23 protein-coding genes and 1 pseudogene are annotated in these 22,034 nt (G+C 36.4%); 7 read left to right on the forward strand and 17 right to left on the reverse strand.

Translation table 11 applies throughout. The annotated features are described in order from the left end of the window. Nucleotides 1-72: 72 nt before the first annotated feature. From GKG01_RS06570 to GKG01_RS09270, 6 genes are all read right to left on the reverse strand, one after another. Nucleotides 73-282, reverse strand: coding sequence for an AbrB/MazE/SpoVT family DNA-binding domain-containing protein (locus tag GKG01_RS06570; protein ID WP_002834937.1), 210 nt, complete (start codon nt 280-282; stop codon nt 73-75). A gap of 30 nt (nt 283-312) precedes the next feature. Continuing rightward, nucleotides 313-1,152 carry a metal ABC transporter permease gene (locus GKG01_RS06575; protein WP_094206741.1) on the reverse strand — a complete coding sequence of 280 codons (840 nt, stop codon included), beginning with the start codon at nt 1,150-1,152 and terminating at the stop codon, nt 313-315. Beyond that, the gene (locus tag GKG01_RS06580) at nt 1,146-1,817 is read right to left on the reverse strand and encodes an ATP-binding cassette domain-containing protein (protein WP_154271874.1); all 672 of its coding nucleotides are present in this window, start codon (nt 1,815-1,817) and stop codon (nt 1,146-1,148) included. Before GKG01_RS06580 ends, GKG01_RS06575 begins: the two co-directional genes overlap by 7 nt. Beyond that, nucleotides 1,818-3,134: a zinc ABC transporter substrate-binding protein gene (locus tag GKG01_RS06585; RefSeq protein WP_154271875.1), complete on the reverse strand. Its 1,317-nt coding sequence runs from the start codon at nt 3,132-3,134 to the stop codon at nt 1,818-1,820. A gap of 68 nt (nt 3,135-3,202) precedes the next feature. Then, nucleotides 3,203-3,874 (reverse strand): ZinT/AdcA family metal-binding protein, encoded by a 672-nt coding sequence (locus tag GKG01_RS06590; RefSeq protein WP_154271876.1) that lies wholly within the window; start codon nt 3,872-3,874, stop codon nt 3,203-3,205. A 361-nt stretch (nt 3,875-4,235) separates the two neighbouring features. Next, nucleotides 4,236-4,361 carry an LDCC motif putative metal-binding protein gene (locus GKG01_RS09270; RefSeq protein WP_256369393.1) on the reverse strand — a complete coding sequence of 42 codons (126 nt, stop codon included), beginning with the start codon at nt 4,359-4,361 and terminating at the stop codon, nt 4,236-4,238. Nucleotides 4,362-4,541: 180 nt separating this feature from the next. Between GKG01_RS09270 and GKG01_RS06595 the strand changes: the two genes are divergently transcribed. From GKG01_RS06595 to GKG01_RS06615, 6 genes and pseudogenes are all read left to right on the forward strand, one after another. Continuing rightward, entirely contained in the window at nt 4,542-4,946 is a 405-nt protein-coding gene (locus tag GKG01_RS06595) for a helix-turn-helix transcriptional regulator (RefSeq protein WP_002834946.1), read from the forward strand. Nucleotides 4,947-4,950: 4 nt separating this feature from the next. Then, nucleotides 4,951-5,493, forward strand: a complete 543-nt coding sequence (locus tag GKG01_RS06600; RefSeq protein ID WP_154271877.1) for an ImmA/IrrE family metallo-endopeptidase — start codon at nt 4,951-4,953, stop codon at nt 5,491-5,493. Nucleotides 5,494-5,629: 136 nt separating this feature from the next. Then, nucleotides 5,630-6,112: pseudogene (locus GKG01_RS09275) on the forward strand (DNA polymerase); the annotation flags it as partial. Continuing rightward, complete coding sequence (locus GKG01_RS09280) at nt 6,086-6,922, forward strand: hypothetical protein (protein WP_347233095.1); 837 nt, start codon at nt 6,086-6,088, stop codon at nt 6,920-6,922. The pseudogene GKG01_RS09275 and the gene GKG01_RS09280, both read left to right, overlap by 27 nt. Further along, nucleotides 6,912-7,247 carry a hypothetical protein gene (locus GKG01_RS06610; protein WP_154271879.1) on the forward strand — a complete coding sequence of 112 codons (336 nt, stop codon included), beginning with the start codon at nt 6,912-6,914 and terminating at the stop codon, nt 7,245-7,247. Before GKG01_RS09280 ends, GKG01_RS06610 begins: the two co-directional genes overlap by 11 nt. Nucleotides 7,248-7,249: 2 nt before the next feature. Beyond that, the gene (locus GKG01_RS06615; RefSeq protein ID WP_154271880.1) at nt 7,250-7,549 is read left to right on the forward strand and encodes a DUF5960 family protein; all 300 of its coding nucleotides are present in this window, start codon (nt 7,250-7,252) and stop codon (nt 7,547-7,549) included. Between the two features lie 133 nt (nt 7,550-7,682). Here the strand turns inward: GKG01_RS06615 and pepD are convergent, their stop codons facing one another. From pepD to GKG01_RS06670, 11 genes are all read right to left on the reverse strand, one after another. Continuing rightward, the gene (pepD, locus tag GKG01_RS06620) at nt 7,683-9,098 is read right to left on the reverse strand and encodes a beta-Ala-His dipeptidase (RefSeq protein WP_154271881.1); all 1,416 of its coding nucleotides are present in this window, start codon (nt 9,096-9,098) and stop codon (nt 7,683-7,685) included. Between the two features lie 82 nt (nt 9,099-9,180). Next, the gene (locus tag GKG01_RS06625; RefSeq protein ID WP_094208027.1) at nt 9,181-10,392 is read right to left on the reverse strand and encodes a DUF819 family protein; all 1,212 of its coding nucleotides are present in this window, start codon (nt 10,390-10,392) and stop codon (nt 9,181-9,183) included. Nucleotides 10,393-10,621: 229 nt separating this feature from the next. Continuing rightward, nucleotides 10,622-11,875 (reverse strand): L-serine ammonia-lyase, iron-sulfur-dependent, subunit alpha, encoded by a 1,254-nt coding sequence (locus GKG01_RS06630; RefSeq protein ID WP_154271882.1) that lies wholly within the window; start codon nt 11,873-11,875, stop codon nt 10,622-10,624. Between the two features lie 96 nt (nt 11,876-11,971). Beyond that, nucleotides 11,972-12,472, reverse strand: a complete 501-nt coding sequence (locus GKG01_RS06635; protein WP_154271883.1) for a DNA-deoxyinosine glycosylase — start codon at nt 12,470-12,472, stop codon at nt 11,972-11,974. A 670-nt stretch (nt 12,473-13,142) separates the two neighbouring features. Next, a complete protein-coding gene (thiE, locus tag GKG01_RS06640) occupies nt 13,143-13,781 on the reverse strand; it encodes a thiamine phosphate synthase (RefSeq protein ID WP_154271884.1) in 639 nt (212 codons plus the stop codon). Then, nucleotides 13,774-14,577 carry a bifunctional hydroxymethylpyrimidine kinase/phosphomethylpyrimidine kinase gene (thiD, locus tag GKG01_RS06645; RefSeq protein ID WP_154271885.1) on the reverse strand — a complete coding sequence of 268 codons (804 nt, stop codon included), beginning with the start codon at nt 14,575-14,577 and terminating at the stop codon, nt 13,774-13,776. The genes thiE and thiD overlap by 8 nt, the downstream gene beginning before the upstream one ends. A gap of 59 nt (nt 14,578-14,636) precedes the next feature. Beyond that, nucleotides 14,637-16,100 carry a 4-alpha-glucanotransferase gene (malQ, locus tag GKG01_RS06650; protein ID WP_154271886.1) on the reverse strand — a complete coding sequence of 488 codons (1,464 nt, stop codon included), beginning with the start codon at nt 16,098-16,100 and terminating at the stop codon, nt 14,637-14,639. A 1-nt stretch (nt 16,101) separates the two neighbouring features. Next, entirely contained in the window at nt 16,102-17,838 is a 1,737-nt protein-coding gene (locus GKG01_RS06655; protein ID WP_154271887.1) for an ABC transporter ATP-binding protein, read from the reverse strand. Continuing rightward, nucleotides 17,816-19,564, reverse strand: coding sequence for an ABC transporter ATP-binding protein (locus GKG01_RS06660; protein WP_154271888.1), 1,749 nt, complete (start codon nt 19,562-19,564; stop codon nt 17,816-17,818). Before GKG01_RS06660 ends, GKG01_RS06655 begins: the two co-directional genes overlap by 23 nt. Before the next feature lie 61 nt (nt 19,565-19,625). Continuing rightward, nucleotides 19,626-20,120: a hypothetical protein gene (locus GKG01_RS06665; protein ID WP_094204231.1), complete on the reverse strand. Its 495-nt coding sequence runs from the start codon at nt 20,118-20,120 to the stop codon at nt 19,626-19,628. A 113-nt stretch (nt 20,121-20,233) separates the two neighbouring features. After that, entirely contained in the window at nt 20,234-21,010 is a 777-nt protein-coding gene (locus tag GKG01_RS06670; protein WP_154271889.1) for a patatin-like phospholipase family protein, read from the reverse strand. Nucleotides 21,011-21,089: 79 nt separating this feature from the next. Between GKG01_RS06670 and GKG01_RS06675 the strand changes: the two genes are divergently transcribed. Then, a complete protein-coding gene (locus GKG01_RS06675; protein ID WP_154271890.1) occupies nt 21,090-22,013 on the forward strand; it encodes a YdcF family protein in 924 nt (307 codons plus the stop codon). Nucleotides 22,014-22,034 lie beyond the last annotated feature (21 nt).

Genomic DNA, 22,034 nt, shown 5'->3' on the forward strand with positions numbered 1-22,034 from the left:
ATACCCCTTTTTTATATTTTTTACACAGAAAAAAGAAAAAAGACTATCGTTTTTTTGATAGTCCTTTTGATTTTATTCCTCTTCGTTTAATGCATCGATTGTATCATCAGTCAATCCCTTTAATTTTTCGACATAGTTTGCATCGTGATTTTTCTTAGGAATCAATATTATCCTGTCGTTTTCAAGTTCACACTCAAATATATCTCCAACTCTTAGGTCGTATTTTCTCATTAATATATCTGGTATTGTAATTTTGTTTCCTTTTTCTACTTCGAAATTCATATTATCCTGCCTTCTTCTGTAATGTTGTGTTTACTTTATTTTAGCATTATTTCTTGAATTTGAAAAGTTTTTCCTATTTGGTTGTTTAATTTTTGAATATGCTACGAAAACTATCATTCCTATAACTGCATTTACTACGATTGCTCCACCTGGTTTAATATCAAATTGATAAGATTGAACTATTCCCAACATCATATACAAAATACCGAGTATTATCGTTATGATGTATGTTTTCTTGTAGCTTTTTGCAATTATGAGTGCTGTGGCTACGGGAAGTACAATCAAAGATGTCACCATCAACGCTCCAACGATTTTGACTGCAAGAGCTATAGTAATCGCTGATAAAAAAGTAAATATTGCATTAATTCGATTTACTTTCACCCCAGCAAGACGAGCGATGTTTTTGTCGATAGAAATAGCCAATAGTCCGGAATATTGCGATATAGACACCACTAAAATTAATATAAAAATCACAGAAATATTTATCACATCTCTGTTTGTTACAGAAGAAATGCTTCCGAAAAGATACGATTCAAATGAGTTTCCTCCAGGAGCAAAATCAGATAATATCGCTGCAATTCCAAGTCCCGTACTCATTATGACAGCAGTTGCCATATCTCCGTATTGCGGAAATTTTTTTCTGATTAATTCTATTAAAAATGCTGCTACAACACAAACTATTGCAGAGCCTACTAATGGGTCGAATCCTAAAATAAGTCCAAGCCCAACTCCACTAAGAGCAGTATGAGAAAGCGCATCTCCTATCATAGATGTTTTACGATTGACCATTATTATTCCAATCATCGGAATCATTATCGAAAGCATCAATCCTGCTACCAATGCTTTTCTCATAAACGCAAATTCTAGCATTTTACAAGCCTCCCTTCAATCATTTCGTATTGTGTTCTTTCAATATCCAAAGCTTCTATTTCTTTTATTTCGTGAGTTACCATTATTACAGTTATGTTGTAATCTTTGTTGAGTTTAGCAATTGTTTTTATAAATTTCTCTTTGTTTTCTTTGTCAACACCTGCAGTCGGCTCATCGAGTATCAAAAGTTTCGGCTCGTTAATCATCGCCCTGCAAATCATAGCTCTTTGTTGAAGTCCTCCCGACAATTCATTTACAGGACGATTAATATATTCTTTCATACCCATTTCTTCCATAATTTTCCTAGCTTTATCGTAATGCTTTTTGCGTGCGACTTTAATTAGCCCAAAATCTTCATACAAATTTAACGTTACAAGCTCCAAACAAGTAATCGGAAACGCTATTTTGTTTACAATATTTATTTGAGGAACATATCCTATATCTCGATAGCTCTTGTAATCTTTAATATTTTTATCTAAAACTTTGATTTCTCCGTCATCAGCTTTTAACTCTCCTAGCATTAATTTCAATAAAGTTGATTTACCACTTCCATTTCCTCCCAAGATTAAAGCCATTTCTCCTTGATTTATCTTCAAATTCAAATCTTTAAGCACCAAATCTTCATTATAACCAAAGTTTAAGTTTTTAATAGTTACTGCATTCATTTATACACCTGCCTTTTTCATAGATTCGTATAAGTTTTTCAAATTCATCTCAATTAATTCGATATATCCTTGATTATTGTCCTGTTGCTCTTTTGTTATAAATTCCATCGAAGCCAAAGGCTTTATATCTCCTCCCAATTCTTCCGATAAAGTCTTCGCTTCTTTAGGAGGTTTTCCATATTCATAAAATACCGTAGTAATATTTTTTGTTTTCGCAAAATCCACGGCTTTTTTTATTGTTTTAAGACTTGGACTTTCCATGCTAGTAAGACCTTCTAATGGATACTGAGTAAGCCCAAAATCCCTCGCTATATATGCATAAGCGTAATGTGTTACCAAAAAGCTTTTGTTGTCTAATTTACTAAATTTTTCTTTGTATTCTGCGTCAATGTCTGTCAATTTATCAACGTATTTCAATTTATTTTTTCGATAAATTCTCTCGTTATCTGGGTATTTTTGTATCAATTTGTCTTGGATACTATTCAAATATTTCTTTGCATTTACGACAGATAACCATGAATGTGGATCGTAAGTTATCTTGTCAAATCCTGACGAAGAACCTTCCATTACAGGCTTTAATTTGCCCTCATCTTGAAGCAATTTACCGTTAGTATCTTGTAAATAATACGGTAGCAAATCTTCACTTATTCTGTCCGATACGAAAATCCACTTACCATCATCTTTTATATTGTAAAATATCTCTCCAGATTCATGACCCATTTCAAGGCCATATACTTTTCCTTCTTCAACATCGAAAGTGTTTTTTTGGTGAACAATCTCACCTTTTTGATTCATAATTTCCTTAGCTTTTTTCACCAATTCTTTTTTGTCTTCTCCATTGTATTTGAGGAACGCAACTCTCATAATATCTTCATGAGTATGCCCAAAATCTATTTTTCTTTTTCCCTTTGTTAAGTCCAATTGTGCCATATATTGAAAATCGCCCCTTGCAGCAGCTCCTTTATACGTGATTAGCTCTACAGAATCCGACAACTTCAAAATATCCAAATTAGGCAAATTCTCGTGCACCTTGTCTACCCAATGTTCCATATTCGCACCATTTACAACCAGCAAATCTGCATCGGCAAGTTTTTTCATATCTTTAGCAGACGGCTCCCACAAATGAGGCTCCTTATCCACAGGCATAAAAGTTCTCACCTCAACAGTATCTCCTGCAATCATCTTCACCAAATCATGCACAGGAAAAAACGATGTGTAGATAACAGGTTTTCCCGAAGATTTTTTCGTGTGATTGGAACATCCCGCAAACAAAACCATGCACAAGGCTAATAGAAAACTCAAAAATCTCTTTTTCATCTAAATTCTCCTTTTCAAAAATCAAAGGACAGGTCGTCCCTGCCCTTTGTCAATTTCATATTCCAACCTTATTCTTCGATTTCTCCGATAATTTGTTTATCAGTTGTGTTTGGTTTTACGAAAGTTGGGAACCAGCCTTCCTTTGCAAATAATTCTTCCTTGTCATTACCATATCTCATGTGGAAATGTGTCAACTCTTCTTCGCCGTGAATTGGCATCATCAACAAAACTTTATATTTTGCATTAGAATCCACAGCTTCAAAAACATCCCATTCTAGCATGTGTGATCCATGTTTTACAGCCTTTTTTTCCACAAATTTGTACTCAGTTTCAGCTATTTTATCTCCATTTTCTGAAGGGATTTTACTTGTGAATGTAATCTTGTTTCCGTCGATTTTCAATCCATTGAATTCACATTTTCTTTTTTCAAGATAATCTGCTTTTGCTTTTTTCTCATCAATATTTTCTTTTTTTGCTAAAGTTTTGTAAGCACCTTGAACTTCTGGTTTTTCCAAATAGCTTCCCATGTTGTTCCATTCTCCGTCCCAATCAGACAAGCTTACTTCTTCCTTTTTGTCCTCAGTTTTTTCAGTAGCCTTGCTGTCTTCTTTTTTATCTTCTTGTTTTTGCTCAGCTTGTTTTGTGTTTTCTTTCGGTGCATCTTTTTGTGCTCCACAACCATTCAGCAATAACGCCGCTGACATCACTCCAACTATAGCCATCAATTTTAATTTATTCATATCAATACTCCTTATTTATATTTGTTAGTACGAAAATACAAATAGTTATTAATCTCTCAAAACAAATTCGAATGCATTCTAATTTTATTAACTAATTAACTTACTACAATAAAATTTGGTTTTCTATTCTATCTTCCCTATTCAATTTTAAATATGTAATAAGTTTATTTGAGAATTAAAAACTTATTTAGTTGCAAATTACGTCTAATCTGCAAAATCAATTGTAAAAATCATCCTACTAACTTTATCCAAATAAATAATAACATTATTTTTTTATTCTGTCAATAATGATTATCATTTGTATTTAGATTTTTTCAATCAAAAAATCGGACTTGAATAATCAAATCCGATTTGTGATGTTCTATTTATCTTGTTTATTCATTGTGCAACAGTCTAATCTTTCTTCACCGAAAGTATTTTTGTTTTCGTTGCCCAATTTTTTTAAAAATTCTTCAAAATTTCTTTTTATTTTACTAAAAATTTTCATTTAATCACTACCTTTTTAGTTTCAATGTCAACTTGTTTACATTTATATTATACACCTATTGAGTTTCATTTTCAAATTCCAAAAAAATTTGACGTGATTAGAAGTTTAAATTATAATATTAGTAGTTACAGTTCATATGTTTTGAATTTGAACTTCTAATTTCATTTATGGAGGAAATCAATGAGCTTTGGTGCTAAATTAAAACAACTTAGAGAAGACAGGGGTCTTACTCAGACAGAACTTGCGGACAAGCTTGGTGTTACTTTGAAGACTATAAGTAACTACGAAACTAAAGGCACTCGTCCACGCACGCAAGATATGTACAAAAAAATTGCCGAGTTTTTCAATGTTGACATCAATTTTTTGTTGACTGTGGAAGATAATTTCGTGCTGGATTCTGCTAAAAAATTCGGATATTCTGGTAAAAAAGATGCGGAGAATTTGGTGGATAATTTGTCGGGACTTTTCGCTGGAGGTTCTCTTCCTGAAGAAGACAAGGACAAACTTTTCAATGCGATTGCTGAGGCGTATTACGAAGCCAAATTAGAGAATAAAAAATACGGAAAAAACAAGAATAAAAGGTAGTCTTATGTACAATAGATGGATATATGATAAGGTAAATAGTTTGGTTGAAAAATACCACACCAGAAATCCCGATGAGCTTTTGGATTTGTTGGGAATTAAGCTTCATTATATCGATAGTCCGTCCAAACTTTTGGGAGTGTATCAAGTAATTCTTAGAAATAGGGTTATTTTGATTGCGAACAACATCGGAAGTTTGAAAAAAATCGTACTAGCTCACGAGATTGGCCATGACCAACTCCACAGGAAATACTGCATTGATGGTCACGCTTTTCACGAGAACAAGGTGTTCAATCCTACCGATGTTTTTGAAAACGAAGCGAATATTTTCGCGGCGCATCTTTTGATTTCTGATGAGGATTTGATCAAAACGATGCGCGAGTACACTGACGACAAGACTATGGCGTACAAGTTAGGTGTGGATATTAATTTGTTGAATTTGAAAATATCTGAAATGGTGAAGCTGAACAAGTTTCCTGCAGATATTTTCTATATTGAAAACCCAAAATCTACGTTTTTGGAAGATTATAGTCCGTTGGATGACGAGTAAGGAGGTTGTTATGGGACTTATAGATTACTCTTTGGAGCCAAAATCTGATATCGCTTTTGTGGATATCAAAAGTTTTTATGCAAGCGTTGAATGCGTCAAGAGAAATCTGAATCCCTTGACAACTTCTCTTTGCGTCATGAGTAATTCCGACAATGCAAGTGGGCTAATTCTTGCAAGCTCTCCAACTTTCAAGAAAGTTTTTGGAAAGAAGAATGTCGGTAGGGCTTTTGATTTGCCTTTTCACGTCTGCGATAGGAAGTTTAACTTCCAATCAGCTCTCAGACAGAATTTACCTATCACCGATTCATATGTAAATTACATCGAAACGTGGGCGAAAAACACCATCATCGTCCCTCCTCGAATGGCATTGTACATTGAGGAGAATTTGAAAATCCAGAAAATTTTCATGAATTACGCAGCGAAAGACGAGATTCTTCCCTACTCTATCGACGAGGGATTTATCGATTTGACAACTAGTTTGAACTATTTTATCCCCGATAAAACAATATCTCGCAAGGACAAGTTGGATTTGATATCTTCTAGGATTCAAAATGAAATCAAAAACAAAACCGGTTTGTACTCTACAGTTGGAATGAGTAATTCCAATCCTCTGTTGGCAAAACTTGCGCTGGACAACGAAGCGAAGAAAACTGTGAATATGAGGGCAAATTGGTCTTACGAAGATGTAGAACAAAAAGTGTGGAGTATTCCTGATTTGACAGATTTTTGGGGAATCGGTGAAAGAACGAAAAGAAGGCTGAATAAATTGTGTATTTTTTCGGTGAGAGATCTCGCAAATTCCAATCCAGATATTTTGAAACGAGAATTCGGAATTATGGGCGTGCAGTTGTGGTTTCACGCGAACGGCGTAGACGAATCCAAAGTCACACAACCTTACAAAGGAAAATCCAAGGGACTGGGCAATTCACAAGTTCTTCCCAAAGATTACTACAAGAAAAGTGAAATCGAAATAGTTCTCAAAGAAATCGCAGAACAAGTTGCTATAAGAATTCGACGAATCAGAAAGAAAGCGACTGTGGTGTCGATTTATGTTGGATATTCCTACAAGGAAAACAAAAAATCCATCCACGCACAAAAAACCATCTCCCCTTCCCAATCAACAGCAGAACTCACAGAACATGTCATGGCTTTGTTCCATCAAAAATATCAGGGAGGATCTGTGAGAAGACTTGGTGTTAGCTACGAAAATTTGGTGGATGAAGCGTGCATATCATTTTCACTTTTCGAAGACATTGAGAAAATAGAAAAACAGAAGAATTTGGAATCTGCAATCGATGAAATCAGAGACAAATACGGATTCACTTCCATTCAAAAAGCGACATCTCTCATGGAAGGATCGCGTGTAATCGAACGAAGCAAACTAATCGGCGGCCACTGCGGCGGAATGGACGGTACTTATGATTATTAGAAATTATCTTCCCTACAAATCTGCCAGGGAATATTGCGACAGAAAAATGGCGAAATGGATGGGATTTTTCCTGTCAGAACACACGACAGCACTACATTCGATGACTGAAAATATAAGCGTTCAATCGTTGAGTGCGAGTAGTTTGCTTTTACTGATAAGCCAAGCTTTTCTGAATGATTTCACAGTCGAAATATTTATCCACAACAACAAATCATACGTCGGTACAATCTACGATTTTTTCGAAGACAAGATATATTTTGAATGCGACAATCAAATGATAGAGATAAAATTCAGCGAGATTTTGAACATTAATTTGATGGAGTAGTTATGAATACATTACACAAAAACACATTTCAATTCGATTATTTTTCGGACAATTTCATAGCTTTTGAGAAGGACTTTTACAAATACGCAAACATCAACGTGCCTCTTACTTTTCTTACAGACGACATTTTGGAACACATGGTCACTACAAAAAGTGATTATTTTAGGATAAATGCGAAAAACTGCAAAGATAATCGCGACCATTATTTTATCTTCAGGAAAAGTTTCGTAAAAGAAAACAAATCCATAATCCTTTTTCAATATGTCGGTCACAAAACGCAATCGGAACTTAAAGATTTGTAGAAATTTTATTTACTTGTGTTGTAAAGTTGCGGTTTTGCTTTGTAATTTCAAACGCAAAAACCCTCATGAACGAATATTTTTCGTACATAAGGGTTTTTTAGTGCAGACTATTACTGAAATTTATTGTCAAAAACTAAAGTCTTTCTAGAAGTGATTTCACAAATTCGTAAGTTCTTTGTGTAGATTCAATTGAAAGTCTTTCCTTAGGACTGTGAACGTCTTTCATAGTAGGTCCGATGGATATCATTTCCATGTCTGGGAAAGTATCTATGAATACTGCTGGTTCCAATGCTGCGTGAACAACTTCAACCTTCATTTCTTTTCCAAACAAATCTTTGTATGTTTCAAGCGCCAAGTTTCTCAAATCAGACTCTTTTGCAAATGCCCATGGTTTGTAATAATCTTCCTTCTTAACTTCAAATCCATATTTTTCGTAAACTTTTGACACATCCTCAGTGTGTGCATCAAAAGTTTCTGGGTTTGAACTTCTAAGAGAAATGGTTACTTTCAACACATCATCTTTGATTTCAAATATCGCCAAGTTGTTGGAGCATTCAACGATATCTGGGTATTCCTTCATCATGCTGTACACTCCGTGAGGAACATCTTCTATGAAAGATAAGATATCGTCCTTGTCATTTTCATCCAAAACTTTTTCAGCGTGATCGCATTTTTCGATTTTAACTCTCATATCCTTATCCAATGGATATTTTGCAATCAAATCAGAAAAATCAATATTGTAATCATCTTCGTTAGAGCTGAACACAACCTTCGCATCTCTTGGAATAGCGTTGTGTTTTGTTCCACCTTCTATGCTAACAAGTGCTACAGGAGATTTTTCTTCGATTAATTTCAAAGCTTCACGTGCAAACTTGATGGAGTTACCTCTTTGTTGGTGAATTTCCATTCCTGAGTGACCACCAAGCATGTTGTTGATGTTCATCACGAATGTGTTTTTCATTTTATTGTCTACGTAATTTAGCTTTTTCGTACCAATTATATTGTGTCCGCCTGAACAACCAGACAACAAAATCCCTTCAACTTCGGCGTCAATATTCAAAAGTTTTCTACCTTTGATGTTTTCCCTCTTCAAAGCTCTTGCACCAACCATTGTAGTTTCTTCATTAGTAGTAACCAATAATTCAAGCGCTGGATGCTTAGCGTCCTTGTCTTCCATAATTGCAAGACCAATTGCACTTGCAATACCATCATCTGCACCCAAAGTAGTGCCTTCTGTTTTAACCCAATCACCGTCAACAACTAGTGGAATAGGATCTGTCAAAAAGTCGTGTTCAACTCCATCAGCTTTTTCTGCAACCATATCCATGTGCCCTTGAATTACAACTGAAGGATGATCCACATAATCAGGATGAGCTGGTTTTCTGATAATAATGTTGTTGCTTTCGTCTTGAATAGTTTCAAGTCCCAAATCTTTTCCAGTCTTGTACAAGAAATCACTCACTGCTTGTTCATTTCCAGATTCTCTAGGAATTTTAGTCAATTCTTCAAAATAATGAAACACTCTTTCCGGTTTTAAATTTTCTAACATATTTTCTCCTTTTTGTTCAAATTACTGTTCAAACAAACACATTCTTTGAGATTAACCCAAAGAATGTGTTCAAATTTCTAAATTAATGTAACAATATTCCCGAAAGAATACCGTAGTAGTTACCAATTACATAACCTAACGTACCTACCAGAAGTGCTGGAACGATAAGTTCTGTCCAACCTTTTGATACAGCCATTGCTGCTGCAGTAGTTGGTCCACCGACATTCGCATTTGATGCGATAATGATTTCTTCGATGTTGAATTTGAAAAGTTTTCCAAATATCAATGAAACTATTAAGTTGATTAGTACAACGATTAATGCGAATACTAATAACAATGGAGATTCTCTCAAAATTAGTCCTATTGATGCTGGAGCTCCGATAACTGCGAAGAACAAATAAATCAAGAAAGTACCAATTTCTTGGCTGCCTCTGATTGATGAAATTTGTTTAGGGAATACTGATGCAATTATCATAGTAAATGTAGTCATTAACAAATATTTATTTCCCAATAATCCACCCAAAATTGCACTTACAGCGCCTTCGCCTTTGAACAAATCTCCAAATACAGTAGCTAATTTGTCAGAAATGGCTACGATAACAAATGATAATGCAACTGTGAAAGCAATGTCTTTAAGAGAGATTTCTTTTGCTCCCCAATATTTTGCAGCCATAGTTTTGTTAGCTTCCTTATCAGATTCTGATTGTTCTTCCAATGCGTTAACAAGAGGCATCTTGTAATGTTTTTTGATAACAGCCATCGTTGGAAGAGCCATCAATGTGAAGAAATATAAAGCCATAAGTAAGTTATCTGCAACTAATGCAGCTGATACAGTTGCTCCAGGAACCTTGTATTGTTGACTCATTGCAACGAAGTTTACTGAACCACCAGTATAAGTACCCACAAACATTGGAACGATATCGTTCAAAGCAGGAATTGCATTCTTCAAAGCAAAGTATGCGACAAATCCACCCAAAATTGTTCCAATACCACTTAATAAGTAAATAATTAAAACTCTTCCTGAATCTCTACCAATTTTTTTGATATCAGCGTTGAATAACAACATTGGTACAGCCAAAGGAACTACATAACCCCACACAGCATCGTAAACAGGTGCTTCTGTTGGAATAATTTTAAGGTTTGACAAAATTAAAGTAAAAGTCAAAGCCAAAATACATCCTGTAACCTTACTTGCCCATGTATATTTTTGTTCCAAATATATTGCAAGAGCAGCACATGATGCCAACACAGCCCAAAGTATCCAAGTACTTTCGGCACTAATAAATGATCCCATAAGAATCCTCCTTCAAAATATTTTATTTAATTAAATTATAATACTAATAAATAAATTATGCAAGTGTTTTCTTAGAGTTTATCATTGAAATCACAAGCAATTTACTTGCTTTTAAATCCACATCTTTACGATAATTTTCCGTTAAATTCAAATCATATTTGCGTTAAATGTGAAAATGTTTTTGTTTACACAAATAAAAAAGGCATTAGATTAACTAATGCCCTCAAATCTATTTTTGAATCATCGTGTTAAGCACAATAATATCCGTTTCCTTCATGCCTTCCTTGGCAACATAACCGATGCTTCTGATAGTTTCTTCGATATCATCTTTTAACAAACCATCTCCGGCTTCGAAATTTCTATTATTTTTAGCCAAATAATATCCAGAAATTCCCGCATCGACAGCTGTGGCGATTTTTGCAGCACAAGATGCCTTCGCACCGTCACAAATCATACCTGATGCAATCATCAAAGCATTGCCGATTGTTTTTTCAATCAAATCCAAATCCTTAGTTTCCATGTAGCAAATTCCAGCCCCAGCAGCAACTCCCGCAGAAGTAACCCCGCAAAACGCTGAAAGTCTACCGATAAATCTCTTGATGTGAAGTGCAGTCAAGTTTGTAACCAAAAGCCCACGGTACAAAGTTTCCCTGTCGTAATTTTTTTCATTCGCAAACACAACCAAAGGCATCGTGCAAGTTATACCTTGGTTTCCACTTCCTGCGTTAATCACAACTGGAAGAGAACATCCACTCATACGCGCATCTGACCCAGCTGCAGCTCTTGCCTTAGCTTTCGTTCTGATAGAATCATCTTCATCCATCAAAATCTTGCCCATTGCAACTCCCCATTTTCCAGTCAAACCTTCATCGGAAATATCAGAATTCAAAGTAATTTGTTTTTCCAACAAATCCTTAACCTCATCCAAGTCCACATTGTTTGCGTATTCAAAAATATCCTTCACAGAAAGTTCGTCGTAATTTTCGTATTCTGGTGTGTGAGTGTAGCAATTATCAATATGTATTACTTCGTCGTTTTTAGTAACCTTCACTATATTTGTGTGTTTGTTTTTGATCTCAACATCCACAGTATTTCCATTGTCGTCCTCTGCTACGATTTCTATGTCTAAGTTTTCCACGCCTTCTTTTAAGCTAACAGTGATGATGTCCTTTGCCATCAAATCTTTCGCAGCCTTAATATCATCTTCTGTAACCTTTGACAAAACCTCAAGTCCAAGACAAGAATCTCCCGCAACAGTTCCAATAGCAGTCGCAGCTTCCACGCCCTTCATACCATTAGTGTTTGGAACAGTAACGCCCTTAACATTTTTGATGATGTTTCCTGAACACATAACCTCTATCTTACATGGAATAACCCCCAAAACTTCCCTAGCCTTAGCCGCTGCCAACGCAATAGAAATCGGTTCAGTACATCCCAACGCCATAATTAATTCAGATTTTAATAATTCAGTGTAATTCTTCATTTGTACTCCTCAATAAAAAATAATTTTATAACAATTTCTTCCATACATTAACCATTATAACACCAGAAATACATTATTGTAAATGATTTCAAACTCCTACAAATACTCCAAAATAACCTTCCACTCTTTTTCCAAATCATCCAACCTAAACCTTGCATTTGCAGGTGATGTCGAAGGAAGCTTCGTAGCCTCCACGCCCAAATTCTTAGCGTGATATCTCTCAAAACACTTAAAAGAAGCAGCCCCGTTGCAAAAAACATGATTAATATTTGCACAATCAATAATCCCCTTCAAATTAGAAGGCACCACATTTTTGATACTAGAATCTGATGAACCAATAATATCGCACTGATAAATCGAATCGTACACCGCAATATTGTGTTCCAACAAAAACCTCTTCCTATCCTCAATACTCACATCCAAATCCACATCGAAAAGCCTCTCCATCAACTTCCAAAACCTGTTTTGTGGATGCCCATAGAAAAACCCGCACTCCCTAGTCTTCACCGACGGAAAAGAACCCAAAATCAAAATCTTCGAATCCTCATCGTAAAGAGGAGACAACGGATGAACAATCGTCTCATAATTTCCCTTCATAAAATCCCCCTATCAACCTAGATTATATCATAACGACACAACGGCGCCTTCGTCCCCCGTTGGTGTTAAGCGAAGTTTTTTCTTTTGTTGATTTTTATTATTGTGAAATAAAATAGATTATTATATTTGATAAGGCTGCATCGAAACAAACAAAAAAGATCGTAGCTAAATGAGTCATCTGGAAAAAATTGTGCAAAATTCAATCGAAAAAATCCGTCCAAAATTTGACCGCGTAAGCGAAGCGTGCTTCAAATTTTAGGATTTTGAGATTAGAATTTTCCAATTTTTGTAAGCCAGACGAATGTGCTACGACTTTTCTTGTTTCCCTGTTCCTGTCATATGTATACGTCCTGCGATTATTCTTTTCAGTGAAATATTTTTTTGTGCATTGAAACAAAAGTAGATTACCAGTTTTACTAAGAATATCATACGGAGAAAATTTAGCTGATTTCAAATCGAAAAAATCTGTCTAAAATTTGACCGCGTAAGCGAAGCGTGCTTCAAATTTTAGGATTTTGAGATTTAGAAATCACAAATTTGCGTAGTCTAGATATTCGTGTAAACTGGTTTTCTACTTTTCCTTGTTCTGAAACTACCGTCAGCAATTCTCTTGCTATGAAACTATTCCTCATTTCATCGCATTAAAAAAGAGGTGCCCTCGCACCCCTCGTTATCTACTCAAAATCATATCAAATTTTTGTTTCAACTCTTGTGTTGATGCTGCGACATCTCCCGTCGAAAAAACCGCCGATGTCAATGACACAGAATCTACATTACAGTCGAAAATCATCCTAATATTGTTCTTGTTAATGCCACCAATCGCAGTGATTGGAATGTGAATATTCTCAGAAATCTCATTTAACGTGTCGATTGTAACTCTCACGAAATCATCTCCAGTGAACGTCGGAAAAATCGCCCCCACACCAATGTAATCAGCGCCAGCCTCTTGTGCCTCCAACGCTTGTTCCAACGTGTGACAACTAATCCCAATAATCTTATTGTCACCAAGAATCTCCCTAGCATACTTAATCGGCATATCCTTTTGTCCCAAATGCACCCCGTCGACATCGCACGCCTTAGCAATATCAACCCTGTCATTCACAATCAAAAGTTTGCCCATGCTTTGAGTAATCTCTTTTATCCTAAAAGCCTCGCGCATAATGCTTCTCGTATCCATGTTTTTTTCTCTAAGTCTCACAGAATCTGCACCATTTTTCAGCGCAATCTCAATAGTCTCTGATAAATCCCTTCCCTTGAGAGTTTGTTTATTCGTGACCAAGTTCAACCCTAAGTTAAATTCCTTATTCATTTTCCAACTCTCCTTCAAAAAATTTGTAGAAATGATTTGTCGGCCCATTTCCCTTGCCAATATGCAAATCGTGCTTAATAGCATTAGTAATGTAATCCTTACTGAATTTCACAGCGTCATCTATCGATTTTCCAAGCGCCAAATTACTAGCTATAGCACTTGAAAGCGTACAGCCAGTCCCATGAGTGTTCTTCGTGTCAATCTTTTCAGTCACAAATTCGTGGTAATTCTCTCCATCATACAAAATATCAATCGCATCTCCCACATGATGACCGCCCTTCACAAGAACGTATTTCGCTCCCATATCGTGAATACTCACAGCTGCTTTTTTCATATCGTCCACGCCGTCGATCTTCATTCCACTAATTCTCTCTGCCTCTGGAATGTTCGGAGTTATACAAGTGCACAAAGGAATCAAATCCTCAATCAACAAATCAATCGCATCTTCTTGCATCAAACAAGCGCCGTGCTTCGCATACATCACAGGATCCAACACCACATTTTCCGGTTTGTATTCCAATAATTTGTCCCTAACACAACTCATAATCCTCTTGTTCGATAACATTCCGATCTTCACAGCGTCAGTTCCCATATCATTATAAATACAATCAATCTGATCCTTTATAATCTCATCGGGTAAATCCTCAATCGACACCACCTCAAAAGTATTCTCTGCGACCACCGAAACAATAACGCTCATCGCATACACCCCGTGTGCCGACATAGTCTTGATATCCGCTTGAATTCCCGCTCCGCCTGAACAATCAGAACCTGCAATCGTAAGAACTTTCTTCATAACTCCTCCTAATAATTTGCTGCAAATTAAATTATATACCTATAATCATTTTACTTCAACTAGTCCCTGTTGTAGAGTTTCACAATCGAAGAAATTTTAAATTCAAACTCATCCGTAAGCCAATCTTTTTTCATTCTCCACGTCCAATTACCCAACGTGTTTGGCGTATTCGTCCTGTAATCATCATCCAAATCCAAGAAATCCTGCATCTGACACATACACAAATCGGCTCTCGTCATATAAGCAACTTTTATCAAAGCCTCTTGTACATCATCTGAATTCACATAATTTTTAATGTATTCAAGCTCATCAGAACTTCTGCTATTTACAAATCCTCTCAACGTTTGATTGTCGTGAGTTCCAGTGTAATACACTGTGGTTTCGCCCACATTGTGCGGCAAATAATCCGACTCCTCATTCAAATCAAACGCAAATTGCATCACCTTCATACCCTTGAAGGAAAATCTATCGCGCAGATTGATAACATCATCAGTAATCAAACCCAAATCCTCGGCAACAATCCTGTCAATCAAGTTTTCTTTTTTCAAAATCTCGAAAAACTCCTCGCCCTTTGCCTTAATCCAGTGTCCGTTTTCAGCAGTATTTTCCGATGCATCAATCGCCCAAAAAGCTTCAAATCCTCTAAAATGATCCAGACGAAGCACATCGTACATTTTCAAATTATGCTTCAACCTTTTCAACCACCAATCAAATCCAGTTTTCTCACAATAATCCCAATCATACACGGGATTTCCCCAATATTGCCCAGTTTCAGAAAACCTGTCCGGAGGAACACCTGCAACTAATTTCGGTGACAAATCCTCGTTCACCACAAACATATCGGGATTTTCCCACATATCGCTGCTTTCCTTCGATACATAAATCGGCAAATCTCCAAATATTTTTATCCCCAAATCATTCGCGTAATCTTTCAATTCGAAATACTGCTTGTAAAACAAACATTGTACGAACACATTGTATTCAATCTCATCTTTTAACAATTTCTCGTAATAATCGACACTCTCTTTCTTGCGGTATTTTATATTATCTGGAAATTCCAACCAAGATTTGCCATTAAAATGCTTTTTCAAAGCCTGAAACAAACAAAATCCACGAACAAGTTCACGCTCACTAAAATTTTCCGTGTCGATTATCTTCAAAACCTTGTTGTTCTCAAAAGCTTTTCGTAAAATCTCATCCTTTGATTTTGCCACATAATCGTAATCCACAAAATCATCTTCGAATTTGTAGCCACGAACATCTCTTTCCGTCAGCAAACCATCCTCAATCAACTTGTCGATGTCGATGTACATGTAGTTTCCAGCAAAAGTTGACGGCGACAAATACGGACTGTTGCCATCAGAACTTATCGGAACAAGCGGCAATATTTGCCAATAAGTCTGCTTCGATTTCTTCAAAAACCTAACAAACTCATACGCACTCTCACCAAAACTTCCTATTCCATATTTTGAACTTAAACTGAACACAGGACACAAAATCCCTGCTTTTCTATTATCACTCATATTAGCCCTTCTTGTTTTGTTCACGATACATTCTCGTGTAAATCTTGCCATTTGCCAACAATTCTTCGTGCGTTCCTTTTTCTACAATAACACCCTTGTCCAACACGTAAATGCAATCCACGTTTTTAATCGTAGACAATCTGTGAGCAATTATAAATGTAGTCCTGTTTTGTTTCAATTTATCGATTGCGTATTGAATCACAGATTCCGTTTGCGTGTCGATGTTTGCCGTCGCCTCGTCCAATATCAAAATCTTCGGATTGGTGATGTAACTTCTCGCAAATGCTATAAGCTGCTTTTCACCAGCAGAGAAACTTGCGCCATTGTCCTTGACTTCCTCATCGAGACCATTTCTGAAATCTATCAACCTGTCCGCACCGATATCCCTCAACGCATTCTCGACTTCTTCATCTGTAAAATCCTTGTCGAGCCTGATATTACTCCTAACATCTCCCATAAAAAGCACCGGATCTTGTGGCACTAACGAAATATTCTTTCTTATAGAATCCACACTGTAGTCGTTGAAGTTCTTTCCGTCGATTTTGATTACTCCTTTTTGTGGCTTATAAAATCCTAAAAGCAAATTGATTATTGTAGTCTTGCCACTTCCCGTAAACCCTACAAATGCAACACTTTCTCCGCTTTTTATATCAAGCGACAAATCTTTAAGCACAGGTTCGTTTTCAATATACGAGAAATCAACATTTTCAAACTTAACATCACCCTTGATGTCGCCGATTTCTCGTTCTGGAAACTCCTCGACCTCAGTATCCAATAATTCAAACACATGCTCTGCTGCGCTGAACGATTGCTCCAATGAGCCCATTCTTTCCACGCAGTTACTGATATACAAGAAAGTCCTCGAAGTGTATTCCATCGTCAAATACATGCTCCCCAATTTTACATCAGTATTTCCAGTCAAAACATTGTACGCATAAATCCCAAGTATCGTAATCGTCGCAAAATTTCTGAGAAGCTGCGACACATTGTAGCTCATCGTACCATAAGCCCTGGTCACCATATACCCGTAATCGTAGACATTTTTCGCAGAAGTTTCGTAATCCTTACTGAAATCATCTTCCAAATTATACGCCTTGATTATCTCGATATTATTGATAGTCTCGTTGATTTTCGCATTCTCTTCGCTAATGTATTTTCTCATATTTGTAAATGCAAAACGTGATTTTTGCAAAAATTTCTTAAAAATATAAAACATAATTGGGAAAAATAGGCACACAATAATCCCGATTTTCGTGTCAGTTATAAGCACCATCGCAATCATAAAAATACTCACAATTACGCTTACCATAAGCTGTGCCAACACCATTTGATAGAAACTCTTCACAGTTTTCGTATCGTTTGTAATTCTGCTGACAACTTTTCCCGCCGGTAAATTATCATAAAATGATATCGGCATTTTTTGAATGTGATCGTACACATCCATCTGCATCCTGTGTGCGATTTTGTTCGCAGTTTTCTCCAAATACACCGTAGAATTGTACTTCCACAGTGAATCCACGAAGAAAACCACCGCATACAAGCACAACACCAACGCTAATTTTCTAATATTGTATACAAGTTTTTCTCCTGTAAGTAAATTGTTGATGATATACGCCAATATAATCGGCCCTATAATCTCGAATATCGTCATCAACACCGTAAACACCATCCCTATCGTCAAGTTTTTCTTCTCGTTTAGGGAGTATTTTATTATTCTATTCGTCACACTCTTTCTCATAAGCACTCTCCACTGTCTGTCTCAAATATTGCTCCTTGTACCAACCATCTTGTTTCATCAAAGAGTCGTGAGTCCCTCTTTCAACTATTCTGCCGTTTTCAAGAACGATAATCTCATCAGCATCCTTAACCTGGCTAATCCTGTGAGTTGCGATGATATTCGTCTTGCCGGAGCGAATTTTTCTGAAATTATCCAAAATATTCTTCTCCGTCGTCCCATCCACAGCACTCATGCAGTCATCCATAATCAAAATATCTGGATTCTTTATCAAAGCTCTCGACAACGCAATCCTTTGTTTCTGACCACCCGACAAACTAATCCCCTTTTCTCCACACAACGTATCCGTTCCATTCACAAGCTTATCCAAATCCTTTTCAAAATCGCTCATTCGTATAGCTTCCAACAATTCTTCATCCGTTGCATCATTGTTTGTAAGCTTGATATTTTCGCCAATAGTCTTCGAAAAAATCATGTGGTTTTGTGGAACATATCCCATTCTTTCTCTGACTGATTCGACAGTATAATCGGTCAAGTTTTTATCATTCAGAAGTATTTCTCCATCTTCCACATCGTAAAATCTAAGAAATTGCTTCAACAAAGTAGTCTTGCCACTTCCAGTTTTCCCCAAAACACCCAAAGTTTTTCCAGGTGTAATTAAGAAATTGATATCACGGAGAACATTCTCCTTCGAACTCGGATACTTGAATGACAAATTCCTAAACTCAATCGTAGGATTTTCCTTCAAATCAACAGCATCAGGTTTATTCACAATGTCTTCCTTGTAATCCCACACCTCTTGAATCCTGTCCATACTCGCATCGGCTTGCTTCTTCACGCTGATGAAATCGCCCATGCCAATCATCGGCCAAATCAACAAATTCAAATAAAACATAAAACTCATCAGTCTTCCCACAGTAATGCTTCCAGTTCGTATCAAATAAGTTCCGTAAGAAATCGCCAACACATAAGTCATAACCTCAATAGGCTTTTGGATTGGACCATACCATGCGATTAACTTTGCAGTCGCCATGTTTTTTTCGTACAAATCATCCGCCCTATCTTGGAACTTCTTTCTTTGAAAATCCTTCAAATTATTCGCACGAACCACACGCACACCACTTACAGTTTCCAAAGTCTGATCGTTCATCTTATCAAACGATTTTTGCGACTCATCAAAAGTCGTATTCAATTTATTGCCGATTTTATTACTCACGACCACCAAAATTGGAAGTGGAAGCACACTTAATAAGGTTAACCTGAAATCTGTCGTCACAATCATCACGATAACTATCAAAATAGGATAAAAAGTCGAATCGAATAAACTCATCAGACCGTATCCCGCAAAATCTCCCAAAGCGTACGGATCATTTGTAGCCTTCCCCATCAAAGACCCCGTGGAATTCTTCTCAAAAAACTCCGGCGATTGTTTCAAATATTTGTCGTACAACCTAGTCGTCACCAAATACCTAATCGTGTCATCGCCCCTAAACACATTCAAATTCCACACAACGCTAACCACATAACACAACACACTTGCAACCAAGCAAATTCCCAAATTAATCTTCAAATTTTCAGCTGTCACATTCTTGTTGAAAATATTGTCTGCCACATTACCAATCATGTACGGCAAAATCAACTTGAAAGCATAATCAAAAATAAGTGCGATAATTGCGATTATGTAGCTTTTCTTGTAGTAATCAATAAACCACTTATACCTTTTTAACATACTTACTCCTTTACTTTTGCAATAAAAAATAGGGCTCATAAAGAGCCCCAAATAGCAAATTCTATTTTTGCAATAATTTAATGATGTGTTCTCTGAAATCTTCTCCGTCCATAGTAACAGCACCTGTGCCACCAAAAATATCCACAGATACCTTGAAGAAGTTCACAACTAATTTGTCTCCCAAATCATAGTGTTCTTCAATATGACCTGGAACGAAAATCAATTCCTTCTTGTCTGTTTCAACATCATCAAGATTCAAATGTTTGATAGGGTCAACCATGGCTTCAACCACACCCATATCTTCCATCATCCACATGTTGTTGTTCCAGAATCTTTTTTCTTCAGGACTTCCACCATTCAAAAGCTCTTTGTTTGTAATAGATGATAAAACTCTTCTAACAGCTTCCTCATCAAATTTGTCATTGTATATTAATTTCATTTCGTCTCTATTAGCCACATCAATGATAAAAGATTCTGCAACCTTTTGACCTTCTGACGCTGATTGCCAGAAATATAGCATCATTTCAACTACTTCATTATTAATTTTAATGCTCATTATTCAGACCTCCTTCTTTCAAAAATTCTCTATATTAAATATTATACAACTAACGAAAATTTTTTTCTACATAATTTTCAGTTTTTATCACAATTTCAATATCTTCAATAATTTTATTCGCTAATTTTTCCGTAAACCTTCATCGTATCGTCATATCCAAGCTTCAGTCCGTATCGCATCTTTTCCTTTTCAAACTCCAAAACTTTTGGAAAATCTCTGTCCCACGTTTTAATAATCGTGTATTTTGGATTTTTCTTCAACTTATTCGTCAACAAATACGGCTTCAACGACACAAGAACAACCTCATCACACACATCATCAATCATCTTGTACGGATTATTCTCCATATATCCACCATCAATCAACCTCTTCCCGTCGATTTTCTCTTGCTTAAACACCAACAAATTAGAACTCGCACGCAAATAATCACGCAAGTGACCTTGTGGAATATCGTCAATAAACAAATTCAAAACCTTCCTTTGTTCCACATCAACAGTATTAAGACCGAACTTCATCCTAGATTCACGGACTCTCTTCTCATCAATATATTCGCTCAACAACTCATTCAAAGGCTCCACCCCGAAACCCTTGTTATCAAAAAAATCCTTCGCCAAGCCTAGCTTATCCTTCGCATTATCCAAACTTAAACTCTGTTTCATAATAGAATTGACATCATTGTCCTTTAGGCTAATCACATCATCATAAGAAATATTCTCCCACAATTTGTATGCAATCTCCCAATCGCCCTGACAAATCATAGCCGCATTGATAGCCCCAATCGAAGTTCCCACAACATAATCAAAGTCAATTCCCATTTCCACCAACGCCTTGTAAGCGCCAATCTGATAGCAGCCCCTCGCTCCGCCGCCTTCCAACACTAACCCTCTCATAAAAACCCCCTCCTTAATATGATTATATCATCAACCAATCCCACAATGTGTGATATAATTTTTCGTGAAAGGAATACCCATGTACACACTATTACTCATATCTGCGATACTTCTAATAATCGCAGCCGCAGACAACTTCATAAGCATGTTCACAGCAACAAGCATCGTTTTGTTCGCAATTAGTGCCATCGGACTAATATTTGCGCCACGTTCAAATATAATCTTGAACATAATCATAGCGATCAATGTAATCACAGATATATTCATATTAACGATAATATCATACAGACTCTACCAAAAAGCAAAAGTCAAAGCCAACATCGCACTTCACTTATCGGCAAGTTTATTATACATCGCAATGATAGCAATAAACCTGTTCAAAATATTTGACCTTTACAAATACATAATAGGAATGAATTTGTATCTGAGCTTAATTGTACTGTCACACCTACTCGGAAACCTCATAATCAAATATAAAAAAACCGATAAAGATTTCGACTACATCGTAGTCCTCGGAGGATCCATGAAAGGAATCGAACTCTCTGAGCTCATCAAACAAAGAATGCTCACATCATTTGCCTACTACAGAACCAACAAAAGCATAATGATATTTTCCGGCGGCAAATCCAACGGAGACATCGAAGAATCCGTAGCCATGAAAAACTTCGCCGTAGAAAACAACATCCAAGACACAGATATCTTATTGGAAAAACTTGCCATGAACACCATGCAAAACATAGAATACGTAAAAAATCTGATACAACAGGATATAGATTGTGACAACAAAAAAGTCTGCGTCATCACCAACAACTTCCACGCATTCAGAACCAAACTCATCTGCAACAAAATGAAAGTCAATTGGACAGTAATACCCGCAGAATCCAATCTCAACTCCAAAATCAACACCTACCTAATAGAATTATTAGCCGCAATCTACCTAGACATCGTACTTCACATCATAATGCTTCTCATCATCACCATAATAATAGGCATCTTAGTATAATCGTAGATATTTTGTAGACAT

Origin of the sequence: Finegoldia sp. BIOML-A4 (genome assembly GCF_009679635.1) — a bacterium.
Taxonomy (GTDB): domain Bacteria; phylum Bacillota; class Clostridia; order Tissierellales; family Peptoniphilaceae; genus Finegoldia; species Finegoldia magna.

Excerpts from the sequence above, each read along its gene's own strand:
- GKG01_RS06570 (WP_002834937.1), bottom strand. The coding sequence starts at position 282 with ATGAATTTCGAAGTAGAAAAAGGAAACAAAATTACAATACCAGATATA.
- GKG01_RS06575 (WP_094206741.1), bottom strand. The coding sequence starts at position 1,152 with ATGCTAGAATTTGCGTTTATGAGAAAAGCATTGGTAGCAGGATTGATG.
- GKG01_RS06580 (WP_154271874.1), bottom strand. The coding sequence starts at position 1,817 with ATGAATGCAGTAACTATTAAAAACTTAAACTTTGGTTATAATGAAGAT.
- GKG01_RS06585 (WP_154271875.1), bottom strand. The coding sequence starts at position 3,134 with ATGAAAAAGAGATTTTTGAGTTTTCTATTAGCCTTGTGCATGGTTTTG.
- GKG01_RS06590 (WP_154271876.1), bottom strand. The coding sequence starts at position 3,874 with ATGAATAAATTAAAATTGATGGCTATAGTTGGAGTGATGTCAGCGGCG.
- GKG01_RS09270 (WP_256369393.1), bottom strand. The coding sequence starts at position 4,361 with ATGAAAATTTTTAGTAAAATAAAAAGAAATTTTGAAGAATTTTTAAAA.
- GKG01_RS06595 (WP_002834946.1), top strand. The coding sequence starts at position 4,542 with ATGAGCTTTGGTGCTAAATTAAAACAACTTAGAGAAGACAGGGGTCTT.
- GKG01_RS06600 (WP_154271877.1), top strand. The coding sequence starts at position 4,951 with ATGTACAATAGATGGATATATGATAAGGTAAATAGTTTGGTTGAAAAA.
- GKG01_RS09280 (WP_347233095.1), top strand. The coding sequence starts at position 6,086 with ATGAGTAATTCCAATCCTCTGTTGGCAAAACTTGCGCTGGACAACGAA.
- GKG01_RS06610 (WP_154271879.1), top strand. The coding sequence starts at position 6,912 with ATGATTATTAGAAATTATCTTCCCTACAAATCTGCCAGGGAATATTGC.
- GKG01_RS06615 (WP_154271880.1), top strand. The coding sequence starts at position 7,250 with ATGAATACATTACACAAAAACACATTTCAATTCGATTATTTTTCGGAC.
- pepD (WP_154271881.1), bottom strand. The coding sequence starts at position 9,098 with ATGTTAGAAAATTTAAAACCGGAAAGAGTGTTTCATTATTTTGAAGAA.
- GKG01_RS06625 (WP_094208027.1), bottom strand. The coding sequence starts at position 10,392 with ATGGGATCATTTATTAGTGCCGAAAGTACTTGGATACTTTGGGCTGTG.
- GKG01_RS06630 (WP_154271882.1), bottom strand. The coding sequence starts at position 11,875 with ATGAAGAATTACACTGAATTATTAAAATCTGAATTAATTATGGCGTTG.
- GKG01_RS06635 (WP_154271883.1), bottom strand. The coding sequence starts at position 12,472 with ATGAAGGGAAATTATGAGACGATTGTTCATCCGTTGTCTCCTCTTTAC.
- thiE (WP_154271884.1), bottom strand. The coding sequence starts at position 13,781 with ATGAATAAGGAATTTAACTTAGGGTTGAACTTGGTCACGAATAAACAA.
- thiD (WP_154271885.1), bottom strand. The coding sequence starts at position 14,577 with ATGAAGAAAGTTCTTACGATTGCAGGTTCTGATTGTTCAGGCGGAGCG.
- malQ (WP_154271886.1), bottom strand. The coding sequence starts at position 16,100 with ATGAGTGATAATAGAAAAGCAGGGATTTTGTGTCCTGTGTTCAGTTTA.
- GKG01_RS06655 (WP_154271887.1), bottom strand. The coding sequence starts at position 17,838 with ATGAGAAAGAGTGTGACGAATAGAATAATAAAATACTCCCTAAACGAG.
- GKG01_RS06660 (WP_154271888.1), bottom strand. The coding sequence starts at position 19,564 with ATGTTAAAAAGGTATAAGTGGTTTATTGATTACTACAAGAAAAGCTAC.
- GKG01_RS06665 (WP_094204231.1), bottom strand. The coding sequence starts at position 20,120 with ATGAGCATTAAAATTAATAATGAAGTAGTTGAAATGATGCTATATTTC.
- GKG01_RS06670 (WP_154271889.1), bottom strand. The coding sequence starts at position 21,010 with ATGAGAGGGTTAGTGTTGGAAGGCGGCGGAGCGAGGGGCTGCTATCAG.
- GKG01_RS06675 (WP_154271890.1), top strand. The coding sequence starts at position 21,090 with ATGTACACACTATTACTCATATCTGCGATACTTCTAATAATCGCAGCC.